Raw genomic sequence first — 20,136 nt, 5'->3', positions numbered from 1 at the left:
CTACTCTGCCAGTTCAAACGAGTGCAGAGTGTGCCACAAACCTCAGTGAACCGTGACCTTTGACGAGGCTTCTTCCAGGGAATCGATCAGCATTTTCAGGCGTCGGCTCATTTCCGCGCTCTCGGCGAGCTGGGTCACCATGCTCTGGGTGGTTTCGCGAATGCCCTGCACGTTGGCTAGCACGTCGTCGGTGCCAGCGGTCTGTTCCGCGGAAACATTGGCGATTTCCTGGTTGGTATGATCGATCCGGCTGACTACCTCGTTGATGGCTTCCAGGGCACGGCGGCCTTCTTCGGATTCCTCGACGCAGCGGGTGGCGTCCTCGGAGCTGCCCGTCATCTGGTTTACAGTCGTGTTAATGGCATTGAGAAGTCGGTCGATGGTGCCCTGAATCTGATCAGTGGAGTCCTGAACCCGTTGAGCCAGTTTGCGTACTTCATCAGCCACCACAGCAAACCCCCGGCCCTGTTCGCCGGCCCGGGCGGCCTCGATGGCTGCGTTCAGGGCCAGCAAATTGGTCTGTTCGGCAATACCCCGGATCTCGGTGATGGCGTGGCTGATTTCATGGCTGTTCTCGGCCAGGGCTTCGACGCTGCTGGCGGAGTTGCGCACCACGTCAGCGAGTTTTCGGATGCTGTCGGCGCTCTGGCCAACGCGGGTGCTGCCGTCGCGGGCCGCATCGCTGGCTTCGTGGGAGAGGGTCTTGGCAATGCCGGCCTGTTCGGCAATGCCGGTGAAGCTCTGCAGCATGGTTTCGATGACCTCCGCGGACCGGTCGGCGCCTTGCTGTTGACGGCCCAGATCATCCCGGCGGGCTTCGGCAGCCGAAGTGAGTTCTTCAACTTCGCGATGCAGCCGATCGATGGCTTCCTTCATGCTGCGTACCACGGCCACGGTGCGGTCCTGCATGGCATTGAAGGCGCTCGCCATTTCGCCGATTTCGTCGGTGGAGTCCACCACTGCCCGCTGGCTCAGATTGCCCGAGGACTGAACGTCGACCATGGTGTTTTTCAGGCGATTCACGTGGCGCTCGATAAACGAGATCAGCAATTGGGAGCCGGCCATCTCCAGCACCATGAGTACCGCAACCACCAGCGCAAAGCCGGGCGCTGTATCAGCGAAGACCTGGTCGAAACTCTTGCCGGTCTGCCCCGCAATGGTCTGCATGGCGTAAAGAACCAGCAAACAGAGAACTGCAAAAACGACAATGTTCAGCAACCAGAATTTGTACTTCAGCCGGGCATTTCGCAGCAGTGTCAGCATGAATCGTTCTCAGTCGATGGCCTTCACCGGAATCTGCATGGCATTGGAGGCCTGGGGAACCTCAGGCACGGCGAGGCCAAGATTGTTTTTATCGAATACCTTATCGGCCCGGTAGCTGGAGCGGACCATAGGGCCGGAGGGTACTTCCATGAAGCCCTTCTCCAGGCCGATTTCCCGGTAACGGTTGAATTCTTCCGGAGTGACGTAGCGTTCCACCGGCAGGTGATTCGGGGTGGGGCGCAGGTACTGGCCCAGGGTCAGGATATCCACACCGATGGCGCGCAGGTCGTCCATGGTTTCCAGGATTTCCTCCTCGGTTTCACCCAGGCCCAGCATCAGGCTGGTCTTGGTGAGCACATCCGGGCGGTGCTTTTTGGCATGTTCGAGAACCCGCAGGGTTTTTTCATACCCGGCGCGCGGGTCCCGGACCCGGCTGGTCAGCCGTTTGACGGTTTCCACGTTCTGGGCAAAGACATCCAGCCCGGAATCCACCACCTTCTCAACGTCCGACATGACCGCGTCAAAATCCGGTGTCAGTGCTTCAACGGCGACTTCCGGCGTGCGCTGTTTGATGGCCGAGACACAGGCGGCGTAGTGGGCAGCGCCACCATCGTCGAGGTCGTCGCGGTCTACGGAGGTAAGCACAATGTAGCGAAGACCCATGAGCTCTACGGACTTGGCCGTGTTCTCTGGTTCCTCAGGATCCAGCCAGCCCTTCGGGTTGCCGGTATCCACCGCGCAGAACTTGCAGGCCCGGGTACAGACTGAGCCCATCACCATGATGGTGGCGGTACCGGCGGTCCAGCATTCCCCGATGTTCGGGCAGTGGGATTCCTGGCAAACAGTGCTCAGCCTGTGCTCACTGACGTTCTTGCGTACTGCTTCAAAGCGCTCGCCGCCGGGCATGCGTGCCCGGAGCCATTTCGGCTTTGGCTCTCGCTTTTCCGCGGTTGTGGCTTCCTGCTTCGACGACCGCTTGACGCCATCCTTGATGGCTGAGAAGCCATGTTCGTTGCGGAATTTGGAACCACTGGTAATGCGGGTTTTTGCGCTGTCGCTCATTGCAACCGGACTCTCGATTCGGGCATGGGGAACACTAAAGAGTAATGGGCTGGCGGGGGAGTTACAAGACAGATAGGGGCAATCACGGGGGTGCCGGGCACGACATTGGTCGTACCCGGTTGACCCTTATCAAGCCTGAGCTTTGTCCAGGGCCTGACTGATGTCGGCAATGATGTCGTCGACATGTTCGATGCCGATGGACAGTCGCACCAGATCCTCGCTCACACCGGCGCTCTTCAACTCCTCCGGGTTCAGCTGTCGGTGGGTGGTGGTGGCCGGATGGCAGGCCAGGGACTTGGCGTCACCGATGTTCACCAGACGCAGGATCAGCTCCAGGGCATCAATGAACTTCGCACCAGCTTCCCGGCCACCCTTGATGCCGAAGCTCAGGATGCCAGACGCCTTTCCGCCGCAAATCTTCTCGCAGGTTGCCTTGTAGGGGCTGTTGGCCAGGGTCGCGTAATTCACCCACTCCACAGAGGGATGGTCCTGCAGGAAATTGGCGACTTTCTCCGCGTTCTCGCAGTGACGTTCCATGCGCAGCGCCAGGGTTTCGAGGCCCTGCATGATCAGGAACGCATTGAACGGGGCCAGGGCAGCACCGGTATTACGCAGCGGTACCACGCGGCAGCGGCCGATGAAGGCTGCAGGGCCCAGTGCGTCGGTGTAGACCACGCCGTGGTAGGACGGGTCCGGCTCGTTCAGCATCGGGAATTTGTCGGCGCTGGCTTTCCAGTCAAACTTGCCGGAATCCACTACTACGCCAGCGACGGTAGTGCCGTGACCACCGATGTACTTGGTAAGCGAGTGGATAACGATGTCGGCACCGTGCTCAATCGGGCGGCACAGGAAGGGGGTGGCGACCGTATTGTCCACCATCAGCGGAATACCGTGCTTGTGGGCGATCTCGGCCCAGCGCTGGATGTCGACCACATTGCCCGCCGGGTTACCGATGGACTCGCAGAACAGGGCGCGGGTGTTTTCATCAATGGCCTTTTCCACGGCATCGAAATCGTCGTGGGCGACCATCTTGCACTCAATGCCCTGGTTCGGCAGCGAGTGGGCAAACAGGTTGTAAGTGCCGCCGTACAGCTGGCTGGTGCTGACGATGTTGTTGCCCACCTTGCAGATAGTCTGCAGGGCATAGGTGATGGCCGCCATGCCAGAAGCTACGGCCAGGGCTCCAACGCCGCCTTCCAGCTCCGCCATCCGCTCTTCCAGAACCGCATTGGTGGGGTTCATGATGCGGGTGTAGATATTGCCCTGAACCTTCAGGTCGAACAGATCGGCACCGTGCTGGGTGTCGTCGAAGGTGTAGGACGTGGTCTGGTAAATCGGCGTGGTCGCCGCCCGAGTAGTGGGATCGCTTTTGAAGCCTGCGTGCAGCGCGAGGGTTTCCGGTTTCATGTCAACGGTCCTTGCTGGTGTGTTGTTCTTTATGGGTTTCAGCCCGTGAGTATGCCACAGAGTTTCTTGTGAGAGGATCGTTGGAGCTTGGAAGGAAAAGAATCGGGGTGAGGGGTGGTCCTGAAGCACACTAGTCGTCGCGCTGCCTGCTTTTAGCCTTCAGAAAGTCGCTGATGGATGGATAGAAAAAGATCCCCAGGCAAGCCCAGAAAACGCTGATCGACACGATGGCCGCCTTCACGCTCGCGCCGGCGAAGCCAAGGGCAATGGGAACCAGTATAACGGCCAGGAACACCGTAAGTGCATGGCGAGACTTCATGATGCGATACAGCCTTGAAACGCATTGGGGCGAAGTCTCTATCTTATCCGACTCTCGGCCCCGGGATTGTCAAAGTTTGTTTAAGTGGCGTTGGGTTTCTTGGCGTCCGTGTCAGGAAATATGGTGTCGTAACACCAGGTGAATACGAACGCATGCACCAGATAGAACACCACGAATGCAACATCCAATGTCCGCGCACAAAAGACCATGAATTTCGACAGTCAAAGCCCGTTTAATGACGCAGAACATGAAAAAATGGCCAGAAAATGGGCAATTTGTCTGTTTGATCACTATCCTTGTGCGCAATGGTGATCTGTCTACCATTGAATGACAGCGTTTTAGCGACTTGATGCAGTCAAAAAGCACGTACCGGAACCGCGTGCTTCGGAGGTGGAAACATGGATCGGCTTCTTTCACCCAAACTTATCCAGTTTGTTTGGTTGTCCTTATTTTCCCTATCCCTGTTTGCTGACTCGAAACGCCCCCATGTCATTGGGGTTTTCGAAGGTATCGATAGGGAAATAGCTGTTGAAGATGGCGAGCTCGTGGGACGGTTTGCGCCTTATTATCAGTGTGTTTTTAGCCGAGTGCAGGGCGATTTCCAATTCGTTGAAATGCCATTGGCCCAGATGCTTTACCGCTTGGAGAAAGGTGGTATTTCTGCTGGTTTGCCGATGGTTCAGACGGCCGAGCGGGATGAATACGCTGATTTTGGTGGGCTGCTGTTCCAGACGGAGTACGTCTATCTGTTGCTTCAGGATTTACCTCCCCTCGATAGTCTGAGTGGCCTCAGGTTCGCCTTTGTCCGGCAGTTCGTTGGAGACAAGCTCTTGAGAGGCGCTGATCCCCAGGTGATTCATGTCTCTGACTGGGGGCAGGCCGTGGAGATGCTCAAGCGTGGTCGTGTGGATGTTGTTGTTCTCCCCTGGGTTCTCATCGACACCTATATGAAGGGGTATGACAAGCCATACTTCGATAGGACCGCCGCCTGGGTGGACCTCTCTATGTATATTTCACATCGATTGGACGATAGTGATTTGACGGAAGATCTTCGCAAGGCAATCAGAAAATGCCGGTTTATTGCGGAGCAGAACCAGGGAGGCTGGGATATTCCTGTCAGACGTCAGGATCTGAAAAATTGACCATGATGCAGTCAAATAGATGAGCGCAGTGCCGACACGGCAGCTACTATGAAAAGAGCGTTTAAAGCTTTGGTTTGGTAACTGTCACCGTTGTTGGCTTGAATGCTTTAGAGAGTGTGCAATGTATTCGCACGATTGGGGGTGAAGCATGCAAAGGCTCGGATGGCCCAAGCTTCTGAATTTCCTATGGCTTCTGTTGTTCTCTCTATCCCTGTCTGCCGATTCAAAACGCCACCATATTGTTGGCGTCTTTGCCGATATAGAACGTGAAATTACCGTAAAAGATGGAAGGCTCGTGGGTCGTTTTGCACCTTATTACCGGTGCGTTTTTAGCCGCGTAGATGGGGATTTCAGATTCGTTAACATGCCACTGGCCCAGATACTTCGACAGCTGGAGAAGGGTGGTATTTCGGTTGGATTGCCTTTAATTCAAACGGTAGAAAGGGACCAGTATGCGGACTTTGGCGGCCCGTTGTTCCGGTTGGAATACGTGTATCTCATGGTTCAGGATTTCCCGCCTTTGGAGAGTATGACAGGGCTCAGGTTCGGATTTGTCCGAAAATTTGCTGGTCTGGATCTTTTAAAAGGCGATAGCCCTAACGTGATACATGTCTCTGATTGGGCGCAGGCGGTCGAAATGCTAAGGCTCGGTCGTGTGGATGTCGTGGTTCTACCTTGGATTATGATGGATCTCTATCTCGAAGGTTATGGCGGGCCACATTATGAACGGACCGCCGCCTGGATAGATTTATCCATGTATATTTCCCACAAAGTTAAGGATAGCCGGCTCAAGGACGACTTCAGGGATGCAATACGAGCCTGTCGCTTGATTGGCGAGAAGAGTCATGATGCCTGGGATATCCCCGGGAGACAGCGAGATCCGGAAGGCTGACTTGGCGTCGATGGGTTGTCTGCCGACCTTTCAGGCATTAAAAAAGCCCGACTCTCGCGAGCCGGGCTTTCTAAATACTGGTAGCAAGGGGCGGAGTCGAACCGCCGACCCCAGCATTATGAGTGCTGTGCTCTAACCAACTGAGCTACCTTGCCATTTCGCTTTGGGCATCGCCCCAAACGAGGCGCGTATTTTCAGTAAATGGGCTCTTCCTGTCAAGGCTTGGGGGCAGTTTTTCCTGAAAAATTACACGTTGAAGCGGAAGTGGATAACGTCGCCGTCTTTCACGATGTAGTCCTTACCTTCCAGGCGCCATTTTCCGGCATCCTTGGCGCCGGCTTCGCCGTTGTACTGTACGAAATCGTCGTAGCTAACCACTTCTGCCCGGATAAACCCGCGTTCGAAGTCGGTGTGGATCACACCGGCTGCCTGGGGCGCTGTGGCGCCGATTTTCACGGTCCAGGCGCGGACTTCCTTTACCCCGGCGGTAAAGTAGGTCTGCAGGCCCAGCAGGCCGTAGCCGCCGCGAATTACGCGATCCAGGCCAGGCTCTTCCATGCCCATCTCCTCCAGGAACATGGATTTTTCATCGTCTTCCAGTTCGGAGATTTCCGCTTCGATCTTGTTACAGATGGGCACAACCACGGCATTTTCCGACTCGGCGATCTTGCGCACCGTGTCCAGATGCGGGTTGTTCTCAAACCCGTCTTCGCTGACGTTGGCAATGTACATGGTGGGTTTGACGGTCAGCAGGCAGAGCTCCCGGATCAGCGCCATCTGGTCCTTGTCGAGGTTCATGCTGCGCACCGGCTTACCCTCGTTGAGCACGGGCAGCAGTTTCTCGAACATCTCCAGCTGGGCCTTGGCTTCTTTATCACCGCTCTTGGCGACGCGCTGAACCCGCTTGATGGCCTTTTCGACGGTTTCCAGGTCGGCCAGGGCCAGTTCGGTGTTGATCACCTCGATGTCGGAGGCTGGGTCTACCTTGTTGGCCACATGAATGACGTTGCCGTCTTCAAAGCAGCGTACCACGTGAGCGATGGCATCGGTCTGGCGGATATTGGCCAGGAACTGGTTGCCCAGGCCCTCGCCCTTGGACGCGCCTGCGACCAGGCCGGCGATGTCGACGAATTCCATGGTGGTAGGCACGACCCGCTCCGGCTTTACGATCTCCGCCAGCTTGTTGAGGCGCGGATCAGGCATGGCGACAACGCCAGCGTTGGGCTCGATGGTGCAGAACGGGAAGTTCTCCGCGCCAATACCCGATTTGGTCAGTGCGTTGAACAGGGTGGATTTGCCGACATTGGGAAGGCCGACGATGCCGCAGTTAAATCCCATGGAGTGCCTCTGCTGGTACTGGAAAATTTGGGCGGATTATACCGGTTTGAAGCTGTGCAGGCGATTCATGGCGGCTGGTAGTTTGCCGCTGGCTGCATCCGGTAATACCCGCATGACTTCGTCGATTACGGCGTTCAGTTCTTCGGTTTCCTGTTTGCCCAGGCGGCCGAGTACGTAGCCTGTAACCCTGCGGCTGTCGCCGGGGTGGCCAATGCCGATACGCAGTCTCTGAAAATCGTTGGTGTCCAGGTGGGCGATGGTGTCACGTAATCCGTTATGTCCGCCGTGGCCACCACCTTTTTTCAATTTGGCGGTACCCGGTGGCAGGTCGAGCTCGTCGTGGGCAATCAGGATCTGTTGGGGCTGAATCTTGAAGAAGTCTGCCAGCGCCTTGATGGCCAGGCCGCTGCGATTCATGAAGGTCGTAGGATTCAGGAGGTGCAGGTCCAGGCCCTGCCATTGAATGCGGGCGTAGAGCCCGTGGTATTTCTTTTCGGGGCGGAGCGTCTGGCCCGCACTGCGGGCCAGAGCTTCGACGAAAAGGGCGCCGGCGTTGTGGCGGGTATTCTCGTAGTCAGCGCCGGGATTTCCCAGTCCAACCACCATGACAATATCCTGCGCCATTCGCCATTGCCCTCCTCAAGCCAGGAGTGATTACTCCTTGTCTTCGCCGCTTTCTTCGCCTTCTTCGCCGTCTTCGGCTTCGTCATCAACCTTGGCGCCACGCGGCTTGTGGATAGCCACAACCGGCAGGTCGTGATCCTCACCCTGGAGCAGGGCGGCGATCTTGACGTCTTTCGGCAGCTTCAGGTCGCTCAGGTGAACTACCTGGTCCATCTCGACAGTGGTCATGTCCACTTCGATGAACTCGGGCAGGTTCTGCGGCAGACAGATCACTTCAACTTCGTTGATCTGGTGGTTCGCTACGCCGCCGTGGAGCTTGATAGCCGGTGCGGTATCTTCGTTGATGAAGTGCAGCGGTACGTTAACGTGGATCTCGTGGTCCTTGTCAACGCGCAGGAAGTCAGCGTGGGTCAGGATCGGCTTGTACGGGTGACGCTGCAGATCCTTCAGGATTACGCTTTCTTTCTTGCCACCGAGCTCGATGGTCAGGATGTGAGAGAAGAAGGCTTCGTTTTCCAGGGCCTTTTTCAGCTCGTTGTGCCAGATGGCAACCGGAGTAGCGTCTTTTCCGCCACCATAGATGATGGCCGGAATTTTACGCTCCTCACGACGCAGGCGGCGGCTCGCACCTCTCCCCTGATCGTCGCGAGGAAATGCTTCTATAACAAATTCCTGAGACATGGTAATAACCTCATTCGTCACCTGAACTGCCCGCGACCAGGCGTTGGATCAGGTGATGTTTCTGAAAAGCCGGATTTTTCCGGCTGACTAAAAGAGTCGGGAGCCTGTGTAGGCTCCCGACCCGGTAACTGCTTGTAATGCCTTGATATTACGACCGTCAGGTCACTCAGGCATTCTCGAACATGGCGCTGATGGACTCTTCGTTGCTTACGCGGCGAATAGACTCCGCGAGCAGCCCGGCCATTCCGAGGACGCGGATTCTATCACAATTATGTGCTTTGTCACCCAGCGGGATGGTGTCACAAACCACAAGTTCGTCCAGTTGGGAGGCATTGATGTTATCAATGGCCGGGCCGGAGAGAACCGGGTGGGTGATGTAGGCAACCACGCGGGCCGCGCCGTGCTCTTTCAGGGCGTTGGCGGCTTTGCACAGAGTGCCGGCGGTGTCGATGATGTCGTCTACCAGAATACAGGTCTTGTCTTTGACATCACCGATGATGTGCATGACCTGGGAAACGTTCGCTTTCGGGCGGCGCTTGTCGATGATCGCGAGATCGGCGTCGTCCAGGCGCTTGGCCACGGCACGGGCACGGACCACGCCGCCAACGTCAGGAGATACCACGACAAAGTTCTCGAAGCGCTGCTTGAAGATGTCTTCGAGCATGACCGGTGTGGCATAGATGTTGTCCACCGGAATATCGAAGAAGCCCTGGATCTGATCAGCGTGCAGGTCGACGGTAAGAACCCGGTCCACGCCGATGCTGGAAATCATGTCAGCTACCACCTTGGCGCTGATGGCAACACGGGTAGAGCGTACCCGACGATCCTGGCGCGCATATCCGTAGTAGGGGATAACGGCGGTGACTCGCGTAGCGGAAGCACGGCGAAGCGCGTCGGCCATCACGATCAGTTCCATCAGGTTATCGTTGGTGGGGTAGCAGGTCGGCTGGATGATGAACACATCATGGCCGCGGACATTCTCATTGATCTCGACGGTGGTTTCTCCGTCGCTGAAACGGCCTACAGTAGCCTGACCCATGGGAATGTGGAGTTTGCGGGCAATCGCCTGAGCCAGTTCAGGGTTGGCGTTACCAGCGAAGATCATCAGTTTGGACACGACGGCATCCTTCTCAGTATCGGCGTTTGATTCAGAAGAAGCGGGAGAAAGGTGGCTGGGGTGGCAGGATTCGAACCTGCGCATGACGGGATCAAAACCCGTTGCCTTACCACTTGGCGACACCCCAGTATCGTGCTTTTTTGGCATCATTTCAGCTCTGTTAGCTTTTTGTGTAGAGGTGATATGTTCACCCCTTTAGCTACGAACCCCGTGACGCCGGAGGGTTTGCTTTCCCAGATGATCCGGGCTGCGGATTCTGTCGGGAAACGTCCAAATATGCAAGCCCCGGTTCCGGTTAATCTTGCAGGTCCGAATTGTGAAAGCCATTCCAGGCTCTGGTTAACCTCAGGATACAGTTTGCGAACTACATCCTCACAGTCGTTTCGGTACCTCGAGGCGTCTCCCTCAAAAGCGGGCGCTATTTTGATTCTCGGGGTGTTCCTTGTCAACCCTTGCTCGGAAAAAATCTTGCCAGTGTTTATGTTGCAGCCAGGCTTGAGAACAACAAACCAGTCTTCCGGCGGATTGGCATTGGTCAGTGTTTCACCAACACCTTCACCGAAGGCGGCATGGCCACGGACAAATACGGGAACATCGGCGCCCAGCCTCAGGCCGATCTCTGCGAGTTCATCGGTGCTCAGCTCGAGTCGCCAGAGATGGTTGAGTCCCAGCAGGGTGGTTGCGGCGTTGGAGCTCCCGCCGCCAAGACCGCCGCCCATGGGTAGCCGTTTGTTAATGCCGATGGTGACTCCGGGCAGCTCGCATCGGGCCCGTTCAAGAAGGGCCCGAGCCGCGCGGATGATGAGGTTGTCCTCGTCGTTAACACCAGGGACGGGCTCCGCGAGCCTTGTGCCGGGCTCTCCGGGCGTGAGGGTGAAGCTCAGATCGTCACCGTAGTCGAGAAACTGGAACAGGGTCTGGAGCTCGTGATAGCCGTCGTCCCGGCGCCCGACAATATGCAGAAACAGGTTCAACTTGGCTGGTGATGGCAGTATCAGGTCGGGTGTCATTCAGGCTGCTCCTGCCAGTCGCTCACCACCAATCGAACCCGTTTTTCTTCCTTGAGTGCGGTAATGCGGGCGGGGAGTGTGGGATAGCTGGAGAGAAAGGTCTGCCAGCGGTCGTAGCGGATCTCCCAGCCGTTCTGGCGGATGATGGCGAGGGTGCCCTGATCATCAAACAGCAGACGGTAGTCGCTGGCCGGTGATGGCAGGCCGCGAATCCACCAGGTCAGGTTCTCCAGGGGCAGTTGCCAGCCCGTGGCAGCCTCAACCAGTGCTTCCGGCTCGCCCGATCGGTAGGTTTCGCCATTTGGCAGGGTCAACTCAATAAAGCCGGGCACGCCTTTGAGGGTTGTGCTGCCCATGCCGAGAAAGGACGAGGAAAGAGCCAGGTCGTAGGCCTCGCCGTCCTGAATCCAGTGATTGATGATGGCGGTGCCGCTGTCGGAAGGTTGTCGGACGGCCAGCTTGCCCGTCAGCTTCCAGTGATCGAGCTCACCGAGACTGGCGGCGCGAGTGGTCCAGCCCGCCGGAGGCTGGTCGGTCATGCCCTCCGGCAATGGCTCGATCTGGATCGTGGTGCAGGCGCCGAGGCTGGCAAGCACTGTCAGTGTCGCCAGGATTCGGGCCAGTCTCATTCCGACTCACCCCCGTTGGTCAACCGGTCGATGGTTTCCCTGAGTACTTCGTGGTCGCTGTCCTGCTCCAGACCTTCCTGCCAGATGATCCGGGCCTGCTCTTCGGCGCCGTTCATCCAGAGTGCCTCACCGTAGTGGGCGGCAACTTCGGGGTCCGGGAAGGCGGCCCAGGCGCGGGACAGGTAGTCGAGCGAAGGTTCAATCTGGCCCTCCAGGAAGAGGACCCAGCCCATGCTGTCGAGGATGGCCGGGTTATCCGGGTCCAGTTGGAGCGCTTTCTCGATATAGCCGCGGGCTTCCCTGAGCCTGTCGGTCCGGGTGGTCAGGATGTAGCCCAGGGCATTCAGGGCCACGGCGTTTTCCGGCTCCTGCTCAATAATCTGCCTGAGGTCGGCTTCGGCGTCGGCAGTCTGGCCAATGCCGTCGTACAGCATGGCCCGAGCGTACCGTATCTCAATATTGTCCGGATGCTCTTCCAGGGCCTCCGTGGCGGTACTCAGGGCCTCCTGTTGCTGTTCCTGATCCAGAAGCAGGTTTACCTCCAGCAGCCAGAAGTTCTCTGCCTGCCGGGGATTGGCTTCGCGGAGCCTGCGGATGCGGTCAATGGCGTCTTCGAGCCGGCCGTTCTCGGCCAGCAGGGAGCTGGCGCGGGCCAGGGCCGGGAAATAGTAGTTGCCCTGTTCCACGCTCTGGTAGTAGCCAATGGCCTGCTCGGTGTTGCCCGCCTGGTCCTCGATGCGACCCAGATAGTAATGGGCTTCGCTGGTGTGATGGCCCTGTTCGGCCAGTTTTGTCAGTTCTTCCCGAGCAAGGTCGGTCTGTCCATTCTCAAGGGCAACCAGGGCGTGGGAAAGCCGCAGGCCCGGCGTTTCAGGGTATCGCTTGACCAGTCTTGCAAATTCATCCTGGGCAGCCTGTAATTCGCCTTCATTTATGAGCATGCGGCCGTAAAGCGTGCCCATCTGTCGGTTGGCAGGAAATCGGCGAGTGTTGGTCAGCAGGTAATCCAGGGCGCTGCTTTTCTGGCCAGTCTGATAGAGCAGGTCACCCTTGAGAATGATGGCTGGCTGGAAATTCGCATTCTCCTCCAGGAGCGGTTCAAGCCTGTCGAGCGCTTCCTGCGGCTGCCCCGTGACTTTTAGTAGCAGTGCGATGCTGTATTCGAGTTCCGGTGTGTCGGGATGGCGGCCCGACATTTCTTTGTAAAGTGCCAGCAGCTCCTGCTGTTGTTCCGGTGGCAGGTTTGCGGCCATGGCCGCCAGGCTGTCAAAGTCAGCATCGCCCCCCTGATCCATGATCCGTTCCATGTGATGGATGGCGGTCTGGAGGTCGTTTCCTTTTACGGCCTGGATGGCAGAGATCCGATGTGCCTGGAGGTTGTCCGGATCGATTTCCAGCCAGAGTTCGGCCAGCTGCTTCTGGGCGTTATCGCCGTTCAGGGACTGGGCAATTCTCATGGCCCGTTCGATAACCGCCTGGTCGCGGGACTGCTTGGCAGCTTTCAGGTAATTAACGAGGGTAATGTCGTAGCGGCCGCGCTGGGCCGCAATTTCGGCAGACAGTAACAGATAAAGGGTTTCGGGCTCGAAATCGGCGTATTCAACCGGCAGCTGTGGCCCCGTTTTCGTCTCGGTGGCGGCTTTTTCGCCAGGAGCAGGCGCTTCCTCAGTGCCGGTAAGGCTGGCACACCCTGCCAGTGTGAGGCCAAGCAGGCAGGTAACCAGAAACGGTACGGACTTGTGCATGCAACTTCCCATGGTCTGTCGAAAACGCATCAATAATAACCACGCTCCAGCCCCTTTCTTGAGGTAGATCGGGTCCCGGCCTCGGCCGAATCCCTATAATGGCATAAGCGTCTGATCTTGCCCAACCTGTCCGCACTTGCCGAAGCGATGGCGGTTTCGGGTGGCAGCTCAGGCCGCTGACCGTTAAAATGTCCAGTAATTGCGCGTATCTGCACCGCTCATCGGCAAAGGGTTGTAAAACCACGAAATGGCACTGGTAACGCTGGGAATCAATCATCGCACGGCCCCCGTTGAATTACGGGAGCGAGTTGCGTTTACGCCTGAGCGTATGGCGGAGGCCTTTGCCGAGCTAAGGGCAACCTCTGGCGCCTCCGAGGCAGCGATCCTGTCCACCTGTAACCGGACCGAGCTATATCTTGCCGGCGATGACGACTGCGCACCCATGGTGTTGCGCTGGATGGCAGGGTTCCACGGCCTGGATGCCGCAGAGCTGGAAGATGCGTTGTATGTGCACCGGGATGGTGATGCCGTCAGGCACATGATGCGCGTGGCCGCTGGCCTGGACTCCATGGTGCTGGGCGAGCCGCAGATTCTCGGTCAGTTGAAGGATGCCTACACCCTGGCCCGGGAGCACGGCGCCAGTGGCTCGTTCCTGTCCCGGCTGTTTGAACACACGTTCTCGGTCGCCAAGCGCGTGCGGACCCAGACTGCTATTGGCGAGAATCCGGTCTCCGTTGCTTATGCAGCGGTGAGCATGGCGCACCATATTTTTGCCGATATGTCCCGTAACAAGGCTCTGCTGATTGGTGCCGGCAAAACCATTGAACTGGTAGCCCGGCATCTTGCAGATGCAGGCGTGAAAGATTTCCTGGTGGCCAATCGTACTCTTGAGCGGGCGCAGGCACTGGCCGAATCCCGTGGCGGCAAGGGGATCGTGTTGTCCGAGATCCCCGAGCACCTGGCGGATGTTGATATCATTATTTCCTCCACCGCCAGTCCACTGCCGATTCTGGGTAAAGGCGCCGTTGAACGGGCACTGAAGAAGCGCAAGCATCGTCCCTATTTTATGGTGGATATTGCCGTGCCCCGGGATATCGAGCCGGAAGTCGCCTCACTGGACGACGTCTATTTATACACGGTTGACGACCTGCGCCAAGTTATTGAAGAAAATATACGATCTCGCGAGGGCGCGGCCCGGGAAGCGGAGAACCTGGTGGCGTCCGGGGTGCAGGATTTCCTGAACCAGTTGCGGGCGCTGGATGCGGTGTCCACCCTCAAACAGTTCCGTCAGCGGGCCGAATTGCTGCGCGATGCCGAGACCGAAAAAGCCCTGCGCGCCCTGCGTAACGGCACAGATCCCGAAACCGTGCTGCGCAGTATGGCGCGCGGCCTCACCAACAAGCTCCTGCATGAACCCTCTGTGCAGGTTCGAAAGGCCACTACAGAAGGTCGCACCGAGGTGACAGAGTGGCTGCGTGAGTTGCACCAGCTGGATGCACTGGACGCGGACACGACGACTACCCCGGAAAAACTATGAAGCCATCGATCCAATCCCGCCTCGAGCAGCTCACCGACCGCTTCGAGGAAGTCAGCGCATTGCTCAGTGACTCTTCCATTATTTCCCAGCAGGACAAGTTCCGGGACCTTTCCCGGGAGTTCGCCGAGATTGAACCCATCGTTCAGTGCTTTCAGGCCTGGCAGCAATCGCTCGATGACATCGAGGCCGCCCGTGAGCTGGCGAAAGATGGCGACGCCGATATGCGGGAAATGGCCGAGGAAGAGCTGCAACTGGCCGAGCAGAAAAGCGAGGAGCTGGATGAAGAGCTCCAGCGCCTGATGCTGCCCAAAGACCCGAATGACGGCAAGAACGTTTTCCTGGAGATCCGTGCAGGCACCGGCGGTGATGAAGCCGCTATCTTTGCCGGCGATCTGTTCAGGATGTATCTGCGCTATGCCGAGCGGCGGCGCTGGCAGGTCGAAGTGCTGAGCGAGAGCGAAGGTGAGCACGGGGGCTACAAGGAGCTGATTGCCCGTGTGGCTGGCGATGGGGTGTACGGTGCCCTGAAGTTCGAGTCCGGGGCCCACCGGGTGCAACGTGTACCGGAAACCGAATCACAGGGGCGTATTCACACCTCCGCCTGTACCGTGGCGGTGATGCCGGAGGCCGATGAAGCCGAAGCCATTGAACTGAACAAGGCAGACCTGCGGGTGGACACCTTCCGTGCGTCCGGTGCCGGCGGTCAGCACGTCAACAAGACTGACTCTGCAATCCGGATAACGCACCTGCCAACGGGCATTGTGGTGGAGTGCCAGGAAGAGCGGTCGCAGCACAAGAACCGGGCGAAAGCTCTGAGCCTGCTGGCCTCGCGTCTGCAGAACGCCGAGACTGAGCGGCAGCAGAAGTCCATGGCCGAAACTCGCAAGAGCCTGGTGGGCAGTGGCGACCGGTCTGAGCGCATCCGCACCTACAATTTTCCCCAGGGGCGGGTCACGGATCACCGTATAAATCTGACCCTATACAAACTCGACGAAGTTATTGCCGGCGATCTGGACGCTGTGGTGGTGCCCTTGCAGCAGGAGCATCAGGCCGAGTTGCTTGCCTCCCTTGCCGATGACCAGTAAATCCTCACTGACCTGCGAAGCCCTTTTGCGAGATGCCTTGGCAAGAATTAACAGTGATTCGCCGAGGCTGGATGCCGAGCTTCTTCTCAGCCACGTAACCGGACTGAGTCGGACCAGTTTCCGGACCTGGCCTGAACGGGAGATTCCCAATGCTCACGCCGAGGCCTTTGAAGCGCTTGTGCAGGAGCGGGTGACCGGCCGACCCGTGGCACACCTCTTGGGGCAGCAGGAATTCTGGTCGCTTCCGCTGAAAGTCAGTGCCTCAACTCTGATCCCGAGGCCCGATACCGAATGCCTGGTGGAAGTTGCTCTGGGTTTGCCGTTGCCCCGGCAGGCCCGAGTACTGGATCTGGGGACGGGAACCGGTGCCATCGCCCTGGCGCTCGCCAGCGAGCATCCGGAGTGGCAGATCACTGCCTGCGATGCGGTGGCTGAGGCCGTTGAGCTTGCCCGTGAAAACACCGACGCGCTGGGTCTGGCAGTTTCCGTGGTTCAGAGCTCCTGGTTTTCCGAGCTTGAAGCTGGCCGGTTTGATCTGATTGTTTCCAATCCGCCCTATATTCCGACTAGCGATCATCATCTGACGGAAGGTGATGTCAGATTCGAGCCTGCCTCGGCCCTGGTTTCCGGCAGCGATGGCCTGGATGACCTCCGGCTCATTGTTGATCAGGCGCCAGACTGGCTGGTTGAAGACGGATGGCTTCTGGTGGAGCATGGTTTTGACCAGGCGAAGGCCGTCGCAGAGTTGTTCCATGCCCGCGGGTTTAAAGATGTTGAAACCCACCAGGATTATGGCAACCGGGACCGGATGACGCTTGGGCAATGGAGCTCTGGCGCTACGGTTCCTGATCCGGCATTAAAGAGGGGAGAGGTAGATGCTCAGTGACGACGAATTATTGCGCTACAGCCGGCAAATCCTGATGCCACGGTTCGACATTTCCGGTCAGGAAAAGCTGCAGTCTGCCCGGGTTCTGGTGCTGGGTGCAGGTGGCCTGGGATGCCCCGTCGCTCTCTATCTCGGTGCCGCCGGCGTCGGGACGCTGACCCTGGTGGATGACGACAATATTGAACTGGCCAACCTCCAGCGGCAGATCGGTTTCGAAACCGCGCAGTTGGGGGAGTCAAAGGCGGAAAGCCTCGCCGACCGGATTCGGCGGATCAATCCTCTGGTATCCGTGAATGCCCTGAATCAGCGCCTTGAGGGCGAAGTTCTGGCGCGCAGGGTTGCAGAGGCGACCCTGGTGGTCGACTGCACGGATAACTTCAACACCCGCTTCGCTTTGAATCGTGCCTGCGTGGCGGCAAAAGTGCCGCTGGTGTCCGGTGCGGCCATCCGTGGTGAAGGCCAGGTTTCTGTTTACGACAGCCGGCGTGAGGACAGCCCCTGTTATCACTGTCTGTATCCGGAGCAGGGCAATGAGGATCTGACCTGTTCAGAGGCGGGGGTGATTGCGCCGCTGGTGGGAATGATCGGGGCGACCCAGGCCATGGAGGCGATCAAGGTGATTTCCGGGGTGGGGACGCCGTTGATCGGGCGGTTGCTGATTCTGGATGCGTGGGAGATGCAGTGGCGGGAGATGAAGTTGGCTCGGGATCCTTCCTGTCCGGTTTGTTCCGGTTGACCTTACGCCTCGGGCAGCGGGGCTGAAGCCAGGCTTTCCAAAACACGCTCCTTGCGGCACCCCTCCGGGGTCCAGCCTGCAATCGCAGATTGCAGTCGTTCGGCTGTCGCATGAAGCTTCGCTTCATTAGCGCTCTGCCTCACCCCTGTGACGCTTGGGCTACGCCATCCATGGCTCCGCACAGTTTTGGGAAGGCCATCCCCGGCGCTGCGTCAGAGCCTTGGAGTAGCCCGCCCCGTTGTGTTCCTCAGTTTTTCAATTCCTGAAACTTCGCTATAGCTTCTTTCCTGCTTTCTTTCAGATCAACGATCTGGCGCGGATATCCCTTCGGAATCACGCCCTCTTTCGCCCCCGGATCGTGAATCCGTTTGCGATCCAGTCTCGCTAGCTCTGGTACCCACTCCCGGATGAAATCCCCATTGGGGTCGAATCGCTCGCTCTGGGTAACCGGGTTGAAAACCCGGAAGTAGGGCGCTGCGTCGGTGCCGGTGGAGGCGCTCCATTGCCAGCCGCCGTTATTGGAGGCCAGGAAGCCGTCGATCAGTTTTGACATGAAGTAGGCTTCGCCCAGGCGCCAGTCGATGAAGAGGTTCTTGGTCAGGTACATGGCAGTGACCATGCGCAGGCGGTTGTGCATCCAGCCGGTCTGGTTGAGCTGGCGCATGGCGGCGTCGACGATGGGGACGCCGGTGTTGCCGGTTTTCCAGGCTTCGAACTTGGCGCCCGGGGTGTTCCATTGCAGAGCTTCGGTTTCCGGTTTGAAGGCGCGGTGCATGCTGACCCGGGGGTAGTGATACAGGATGTTGATGTAGAAATCCCGCCAGGCGATTTCGGTGATCCAGGTTCCCAGGCCTTCCTGGTTGCCGCCCGCGCCCTGTGCCTGTCTGCCGGCTATCAGGCACTGCCGGCCTGAGAGAACGCCGTTGGCGAGGTAAGGGGATATCAGGCTGGTGCCGTCGATTGCCGGGAAGTCCCGTTTTTCCTTGTACGCGCCTCCGCGTTCGTCCAGGAAGCGTTCGAGCCGGTCGTGGGCAGCACTTTCACCGGTTGCCACCAGGGGTTCCGGGGCGTCTTGAAAGGCATCCGGTATGGTGTCTATCTGTTCCGGGCTTACTGCGTTGCCCCTGGCTTTGGGGACCGGGAACAGGCCCGGATGGGTCTCGTCTATCCAGCTGCGCCAGCGTCTGGAGAAGGGCGTAAATACTGAATAGGGTTCGTCCTGTTGGGTGAGGATTTCGCCTACCGGCGCAACCGTCTGGTCCCGGTATTTGCGAACGGCTATTCTGAGCTCGTCAAATCGGTATTTGACGGCTTTGTCGCGTTTGCGTTCGTTGACACCATACTCCTCGTTGAAGTGCAGTGTTGTCACCTTGTGTTCTTCACAATGGCTCTGCAGTTTCTCGATACTGTCGTCGAAGCGGTTGGCGTAGATAAAGGACAGGGGAATGCCGAGCCGGGCCAGTTCTTCGGCCAGGGCATTGGCGTGGGCGATGACAAATTGTACCCGGGCGGGCGACCAGTCGTGTTCCTGCCATTGGTCCGGGGTGAGAATAAAACAGGCTCGCGCTGCTTCGCTGCTCTCGCAGGCGGCGGTGAGGGCCGGGTTGTCGGCAACCCGGAGATCGTTTCGGAACCAGACCAGTTGTGTCATCCGTAATCCATAGTCGTCTGAGGGATTGATATAAGTGTAAATACAGCCCGGTGTTTCAATAAAATCACCAACTTGGATATTCGCCCGAGCTGCCTGATTGGATTATAGTTAAGGCACTTTTACAGCAAATCAGTCGACCGATCTCGAGGGAGTTCTGTGGCAGGAATGGAGAACAATACCGAAGGTCGTCGTGATGGCGTGTGGGCCCAGCCGTACGTTCTGGCTTCCGGCCAGACCCAATTTCATGAGTTGGGGCATATTCGTTTATGGGTCACCCTGCTGGATCAGGAATGGCAGGTTCGTTCCGAAATGCTGGATCTGGATACGGATCCAGCCAGCTGGACAGAAACCATCGGCCATACTCTGCCATCTGCGTCTGTGCCGCTGCAGCGGTTCATTCGGGAACACCAGTCATCAACCGTCATGTTCCTGCCGGCTCTCGCTAACCGGCCTACCGTCATTCGGCCATTCCAGCCACTGACTATTCCCGCTGGCGGGCGATGCACAATCTATGTGGGAACCCTGCTCTGGATGAAAGTTTGCGTCGGCGACAAGCAAACCGTTCTGACGGAGATCCCTCTGGCGTCGCCGTCCATGACCTGGGTGGGTCGGACTACCATGGAGGGCGAGCTTTGCTATGCCTCGCCCAGTTTTGCCAGATTAGTCCTCGAGGCCGTGCCCAAACGTCCCTGGCGAGCAGTTACCCCGGTCACTCTCATCAACCGTCGGGAAGAGCCCCTGTTGCTGGAGCGGTTCAGTCTGCCAACACCGTTGCTCTCATTGCACCAGAATGAGCGAGGGCAGCTTTGGACGCCCGGTGTAACGGTTGAAGTAGAGACCGATATGAATTCCGCCAGTCTGCATGTGGAGCCGTCATTGTTGGCTGCAGCCGGTGTTTGCAAGCATGTGGCGGATGCCCGTGAGAAGGTTGCCCGTGGCCGGTTGGTGCGCGCTTTTGACCGGATGTTTGGCTGAAATGGACCAGAGGGAGTCAACGCTTTGCTCGAAACAA

Annotated in this window: 20 protein-coding genes and 2 tRNA genes; 7 read left to right on the top strand and 15 right to left on the bottom strand. The window is 58.0% G+C overall.

Going from position 1 to position 20,136, the window contains the following annotated elements; translation table 11 throughout:
• Positions 1-42 precede the first annotated feature (42 nt).
• From GJU83_RS13655 to GJU83_RS13635, 5 genes are all read right to left on the bottom strand, one after another.
• Entirely contained in the window at positions 43-1,263 is a 1,221-nt protein-coding gene (locus GJU83_RS13655) for a methyl-accepting chemotaxis protein (RefSeq protein WP_153634562.1), read from the bottom strand.
• A gap of 9 nt (positions 1,264-1,272) precedes the next feature.
• The gene (gene lipA / locus GJU83_RS13650; protein ID WP_153634561.1) at positions 1,273-2,325 is read right to left on the bottom strand and encodes a lipoyl synthase; all 1,053 of its coding nucleotides are present in this window, start codon (positions 2,323-2,325) and stop codon (positions 1,273-1,275) included.
• 129 nt (positions 2,326-2,454) lie between these two features.
• A complete protein-coding gene (locus tag GJU83_RS13645; RefSeq protein ID WP_136629779.1) occupies positions 2,455-3,732 on the bottom strand; it encodes an O-acetylhomoserine aminocarboxypropyltransferase/cysteine synthase family protein in 1,278 nt (425 codons plus the stop codon).
• A 130-nt stretch (positions 3,733-3,862) separates the two neighbouring features.
• Positions 3,863-4,051, bottom strand: coding sequence for a hypothetical protein (locus GJU83_RS19090; protein ID WP_227514550.1), 189 nt, complete (start codon positions 4,049-4,051; stop codon positions 3,863-3,865).
• Between the two features lie 80 nt (positions 4,052-4,131).
• Positions 4,132-4,260: a chlorhexidine efflux transporter gene (locus tag GJU83_RS13635; RefSeq protein ID WP_227549549.1), complete on the bottom strand. Its 129-nt coding sequence runs from the start codon at positions 4,258-4,260 to the stop codon at positions 4,132-4,134.
• 189 nt (positions 4,261-4,449) lie between these two features.
• On the opposite strand from GJU83_RS13635, the gene GJU83_RS13630 reads away from it, so the two are divergent.
• Together GJU83_RS13630 and GJU83_RS13625 are read left to right on the top strand one after the other, a co-directional pair.
• Positions 4,450-5,193 carry a substrate-binding periplasmic protein gene (locus GJU83_RS13630; protein WP_069184049.1) on the top strand — a complete coding sequence of 248 codons (744 nt, stop codon included), beginning with the start codon at positions 4,450-4,452 and terminating at the stop codon, positions 5,191-5,193.
• A gap of 148 nt (positions 5,194-5,341) precedes the next feature.
• Positions 5,342-6,085 carry a substrate-binding periplasmic protein gene (locus GJU83_RS13625; RefSeq protein ID WP_153634560.1) on the top strand — a complete coding sequence of 248 codons (744 nt, stop codon included), beginning with the start codon at positions 5,342-5,344 and terminating at the stop codon, positions 6,083-6,085.
• Between the two features lie 78 nt (positions 6,086-6,163).
• On the opposite strand, the gene GJU83_RS13620 is transcribed toward GJU83_RS13625, so the two are convergent.
• From GJU83_RS13620 to GJU83_RS13580, 9 genes are all read right to left on the bottom strand, one after another.
• Positions 6,164-6,240, bottom strand: a tRNA-Met gene (locus GJU83_RS13620).
• 91 nt (positions 6,241-6,331) lie between these two features.
• On the bottom strand, positions 6,332-7,423 hold the full coding sequence (gene ychF / locus GJU83_RS13615; RefSeq protein ID WP_069184051.1) for a redox-regulated ATPase YchF: 1,092 nt from the start codon (positions 7,421-7,423) through the stop codon (positions 6,332-6,334).
• 36 nt (positions 7,424-7,459) lie between these two features.
• Positions 7,460-8,047 (bottom strand): aminoacyl-tRNA hydrolase, encoded by a 588-nt coding sequence (pth, locus tag GJU83_RS13610; protein ID WP_153634559.1) that lies wholly within the window; start codon positions 8,045-8,047, stop codon positions 7,460-7,462.
• Between the two features lie 30 nt (positions 8,048-8,077).
• Positions 8,078-8,728: a 50S ribosomal protein L25/general stress protein Ctc gene (locus GJU83_RS13605; protein WP_136630231.1), complete on the bottom strand. Its 651-nt coding sequence runs from the start codon at positions 8,726-8,728 to the stop codon at positions 8,078-8,080.
• A gap of 166 nt (positions 8,729-8,894) precedes the next feature.
• Positions 8,895-9,845 (bottom strand): ribose-phosphate diphosphokinase, encoded by a 951-nt coding sequence (locus GJU83_RS13600; protein WP_008176348.1) that lies wholly within the window; start codon positions 9,843-9,845, stop codon positions 8,895-8,897.
• A gap of 52 nt (positions 9,846-9,897) precedes the next feature.
• Positions 9,898-9,972, bottom strand: a tRNA-Gln gene (locus tag GJU83_RS13595).
• A gap of 19 nt (positions 9,973-9,991) precedes the next feature.
• Positions 9,992-10,855 carry a 4-(cytidine 5'-diphospho)-2-C-methyl-D-erythritol kinase gene (gene ispE / locus GJU83_RS13590; RefSeq protein WP_153634558.1) on the bottom strand — a complete coding sequence of 288 codons (864 nt, stop codon included), beginning with the start codon at positions 10,853-10,855 and terminating at the stop codon, positions 9,992-9,994.
• Complete coding sequence (gene lolB / locus GJU83_RS13585; RefSeq protein ID WP_153634557.1) at positions 10,852-11,484, bottom strand: lipoprotein insertase outer membrane protein LolB; 633 nt, start codon at positions 11,482-11,484, stop codon at positions 10,852-10,854. Before lolB ends, ispE begins: the two co-directional genes overlap by 4 nt.
• The gene (locus tag GJU83_RS13580; protein ID WP_153634556.1) at positions 11,481-13,229 is read right to left on the bottom strand and encodes a tetratricopeptide repeat protein; all 1,749 of its coding nucleotides are present in this window, start codon (positions 13,227-13,229) and stop codon (positions 11,481-11,483) included. The genes lolB and GJU83_RS13580 overlap by 4 nt, the downstream gene beginning before the upstream one ends.
• 247 nt (positions 13,230-13,476) lie before the next feature.
• Here GJU83_RS13580 and hemA point away from each other — a divergent pair, with 247 nt between their 5' ends.
• The 4 genes from hemA to GJU83_RS13560 are packed head-to-tail and all read left to right on the top strand — an operon-like array spanning position 13,477 to position 17,473.
• The gene (gene hemA / locus GJU83_RS13575; protein WP_153634555.1) at positions 13,477-14,766 is read left to right on the top strand and encodes a glutamyl-tRNA reductase; all 1,290 of its coding nucleotides are present in this window, start codon (positions 13,477-13,479) and stop codon (positions 14,764-14,766) included.
• Positions 14,763-15,851 (top strand): peptide chain release factor 1, encoded by a 1,089-nt coding sequence (gene prfA / locus GJU83_RS13570; RefSeq protein WP_069184058.1) that lies wholly within the window; start codon positions 14,763-14,765, stop codon positions 15,849-15,851. Before hemA ends, prfA begins: the two co-directional genes overlap by 4 nt.
• Positions 15,841-16,737, top strand: coding sequence for a peptide chain release factor N(5)-glutamine methyltransferase (gene prmC / locus GJU83_RS13565; RefSeq protein WP_153634554.1), 897 nt, complete (start codon positions 15,841-15,843; stop codon positions 16,735-16,737). Before prfA ends, prmC begins: the two co-directional genes overlap by 11 nt.
• Positions 16,727-17,473 (top strand): molybdopterin-synthase adenylyltransferase MoeB, encoded by a 747-nt coding sequence (locus GJU83_RS13560; RefSeq protein ID WP_153634553.1) that lies wholly within the window; start codon positions 16,727-16,729, stop codon positions 17,471-17,473. The genes prmC and GJU83_RS13560 overlap by 11 nt, the downstream gene beginning before the upstream one ends.
• A gap of 247 nt (positions 17,474-17,720) precedes the next feature.
• On the opposite strand, the gene phrB is transcribed toward GJU83_RS13560, so the two are convergent.
• Complete coding sequence (phrB, locus tag GJU83_RS13555; RefSeq protein WP_153634552.1) at positions 17,721-19,124, bottom strand: deoxyribodipyrimidine photo-lyase; 1,404 nt, start codon at positions 19,122-19,124, stop codon at positions 17,721-17,723.
• 165 nt (positions 19,125-19,289) lie between these two features.
• Here phrB and GJU83_RS13550 point away from each other — a divergent pair, with 165 nt between their 5' ends.
• On the top strand, positions 19,290-20,099 hold the full coding sequence (locus tag GJU83_RS13550; protein ID WP_136630223.1) for a DUF432 domain-containing protein: 810 nt from the start codon (positions 19,290-19,292) through the stop codon (positions 20,097-20,099).
• Positions 20,100-20,136: the final 37 nt, after the last annotated feature.

This window comes from Marinobacter salsuginis, from assembly GCF_009617755.1.
GTDB lineage: Bacteria > Pseudomonadota > Gammaproteobacteria > Pseudomonadales > Oleiphilaceae > Marinobacter > Marinobacter salsuginis.
Note: the sequence above shows the minus strand (reverse complement) of the source record. Positions and strands in the feature narration are given on the sequence as shown.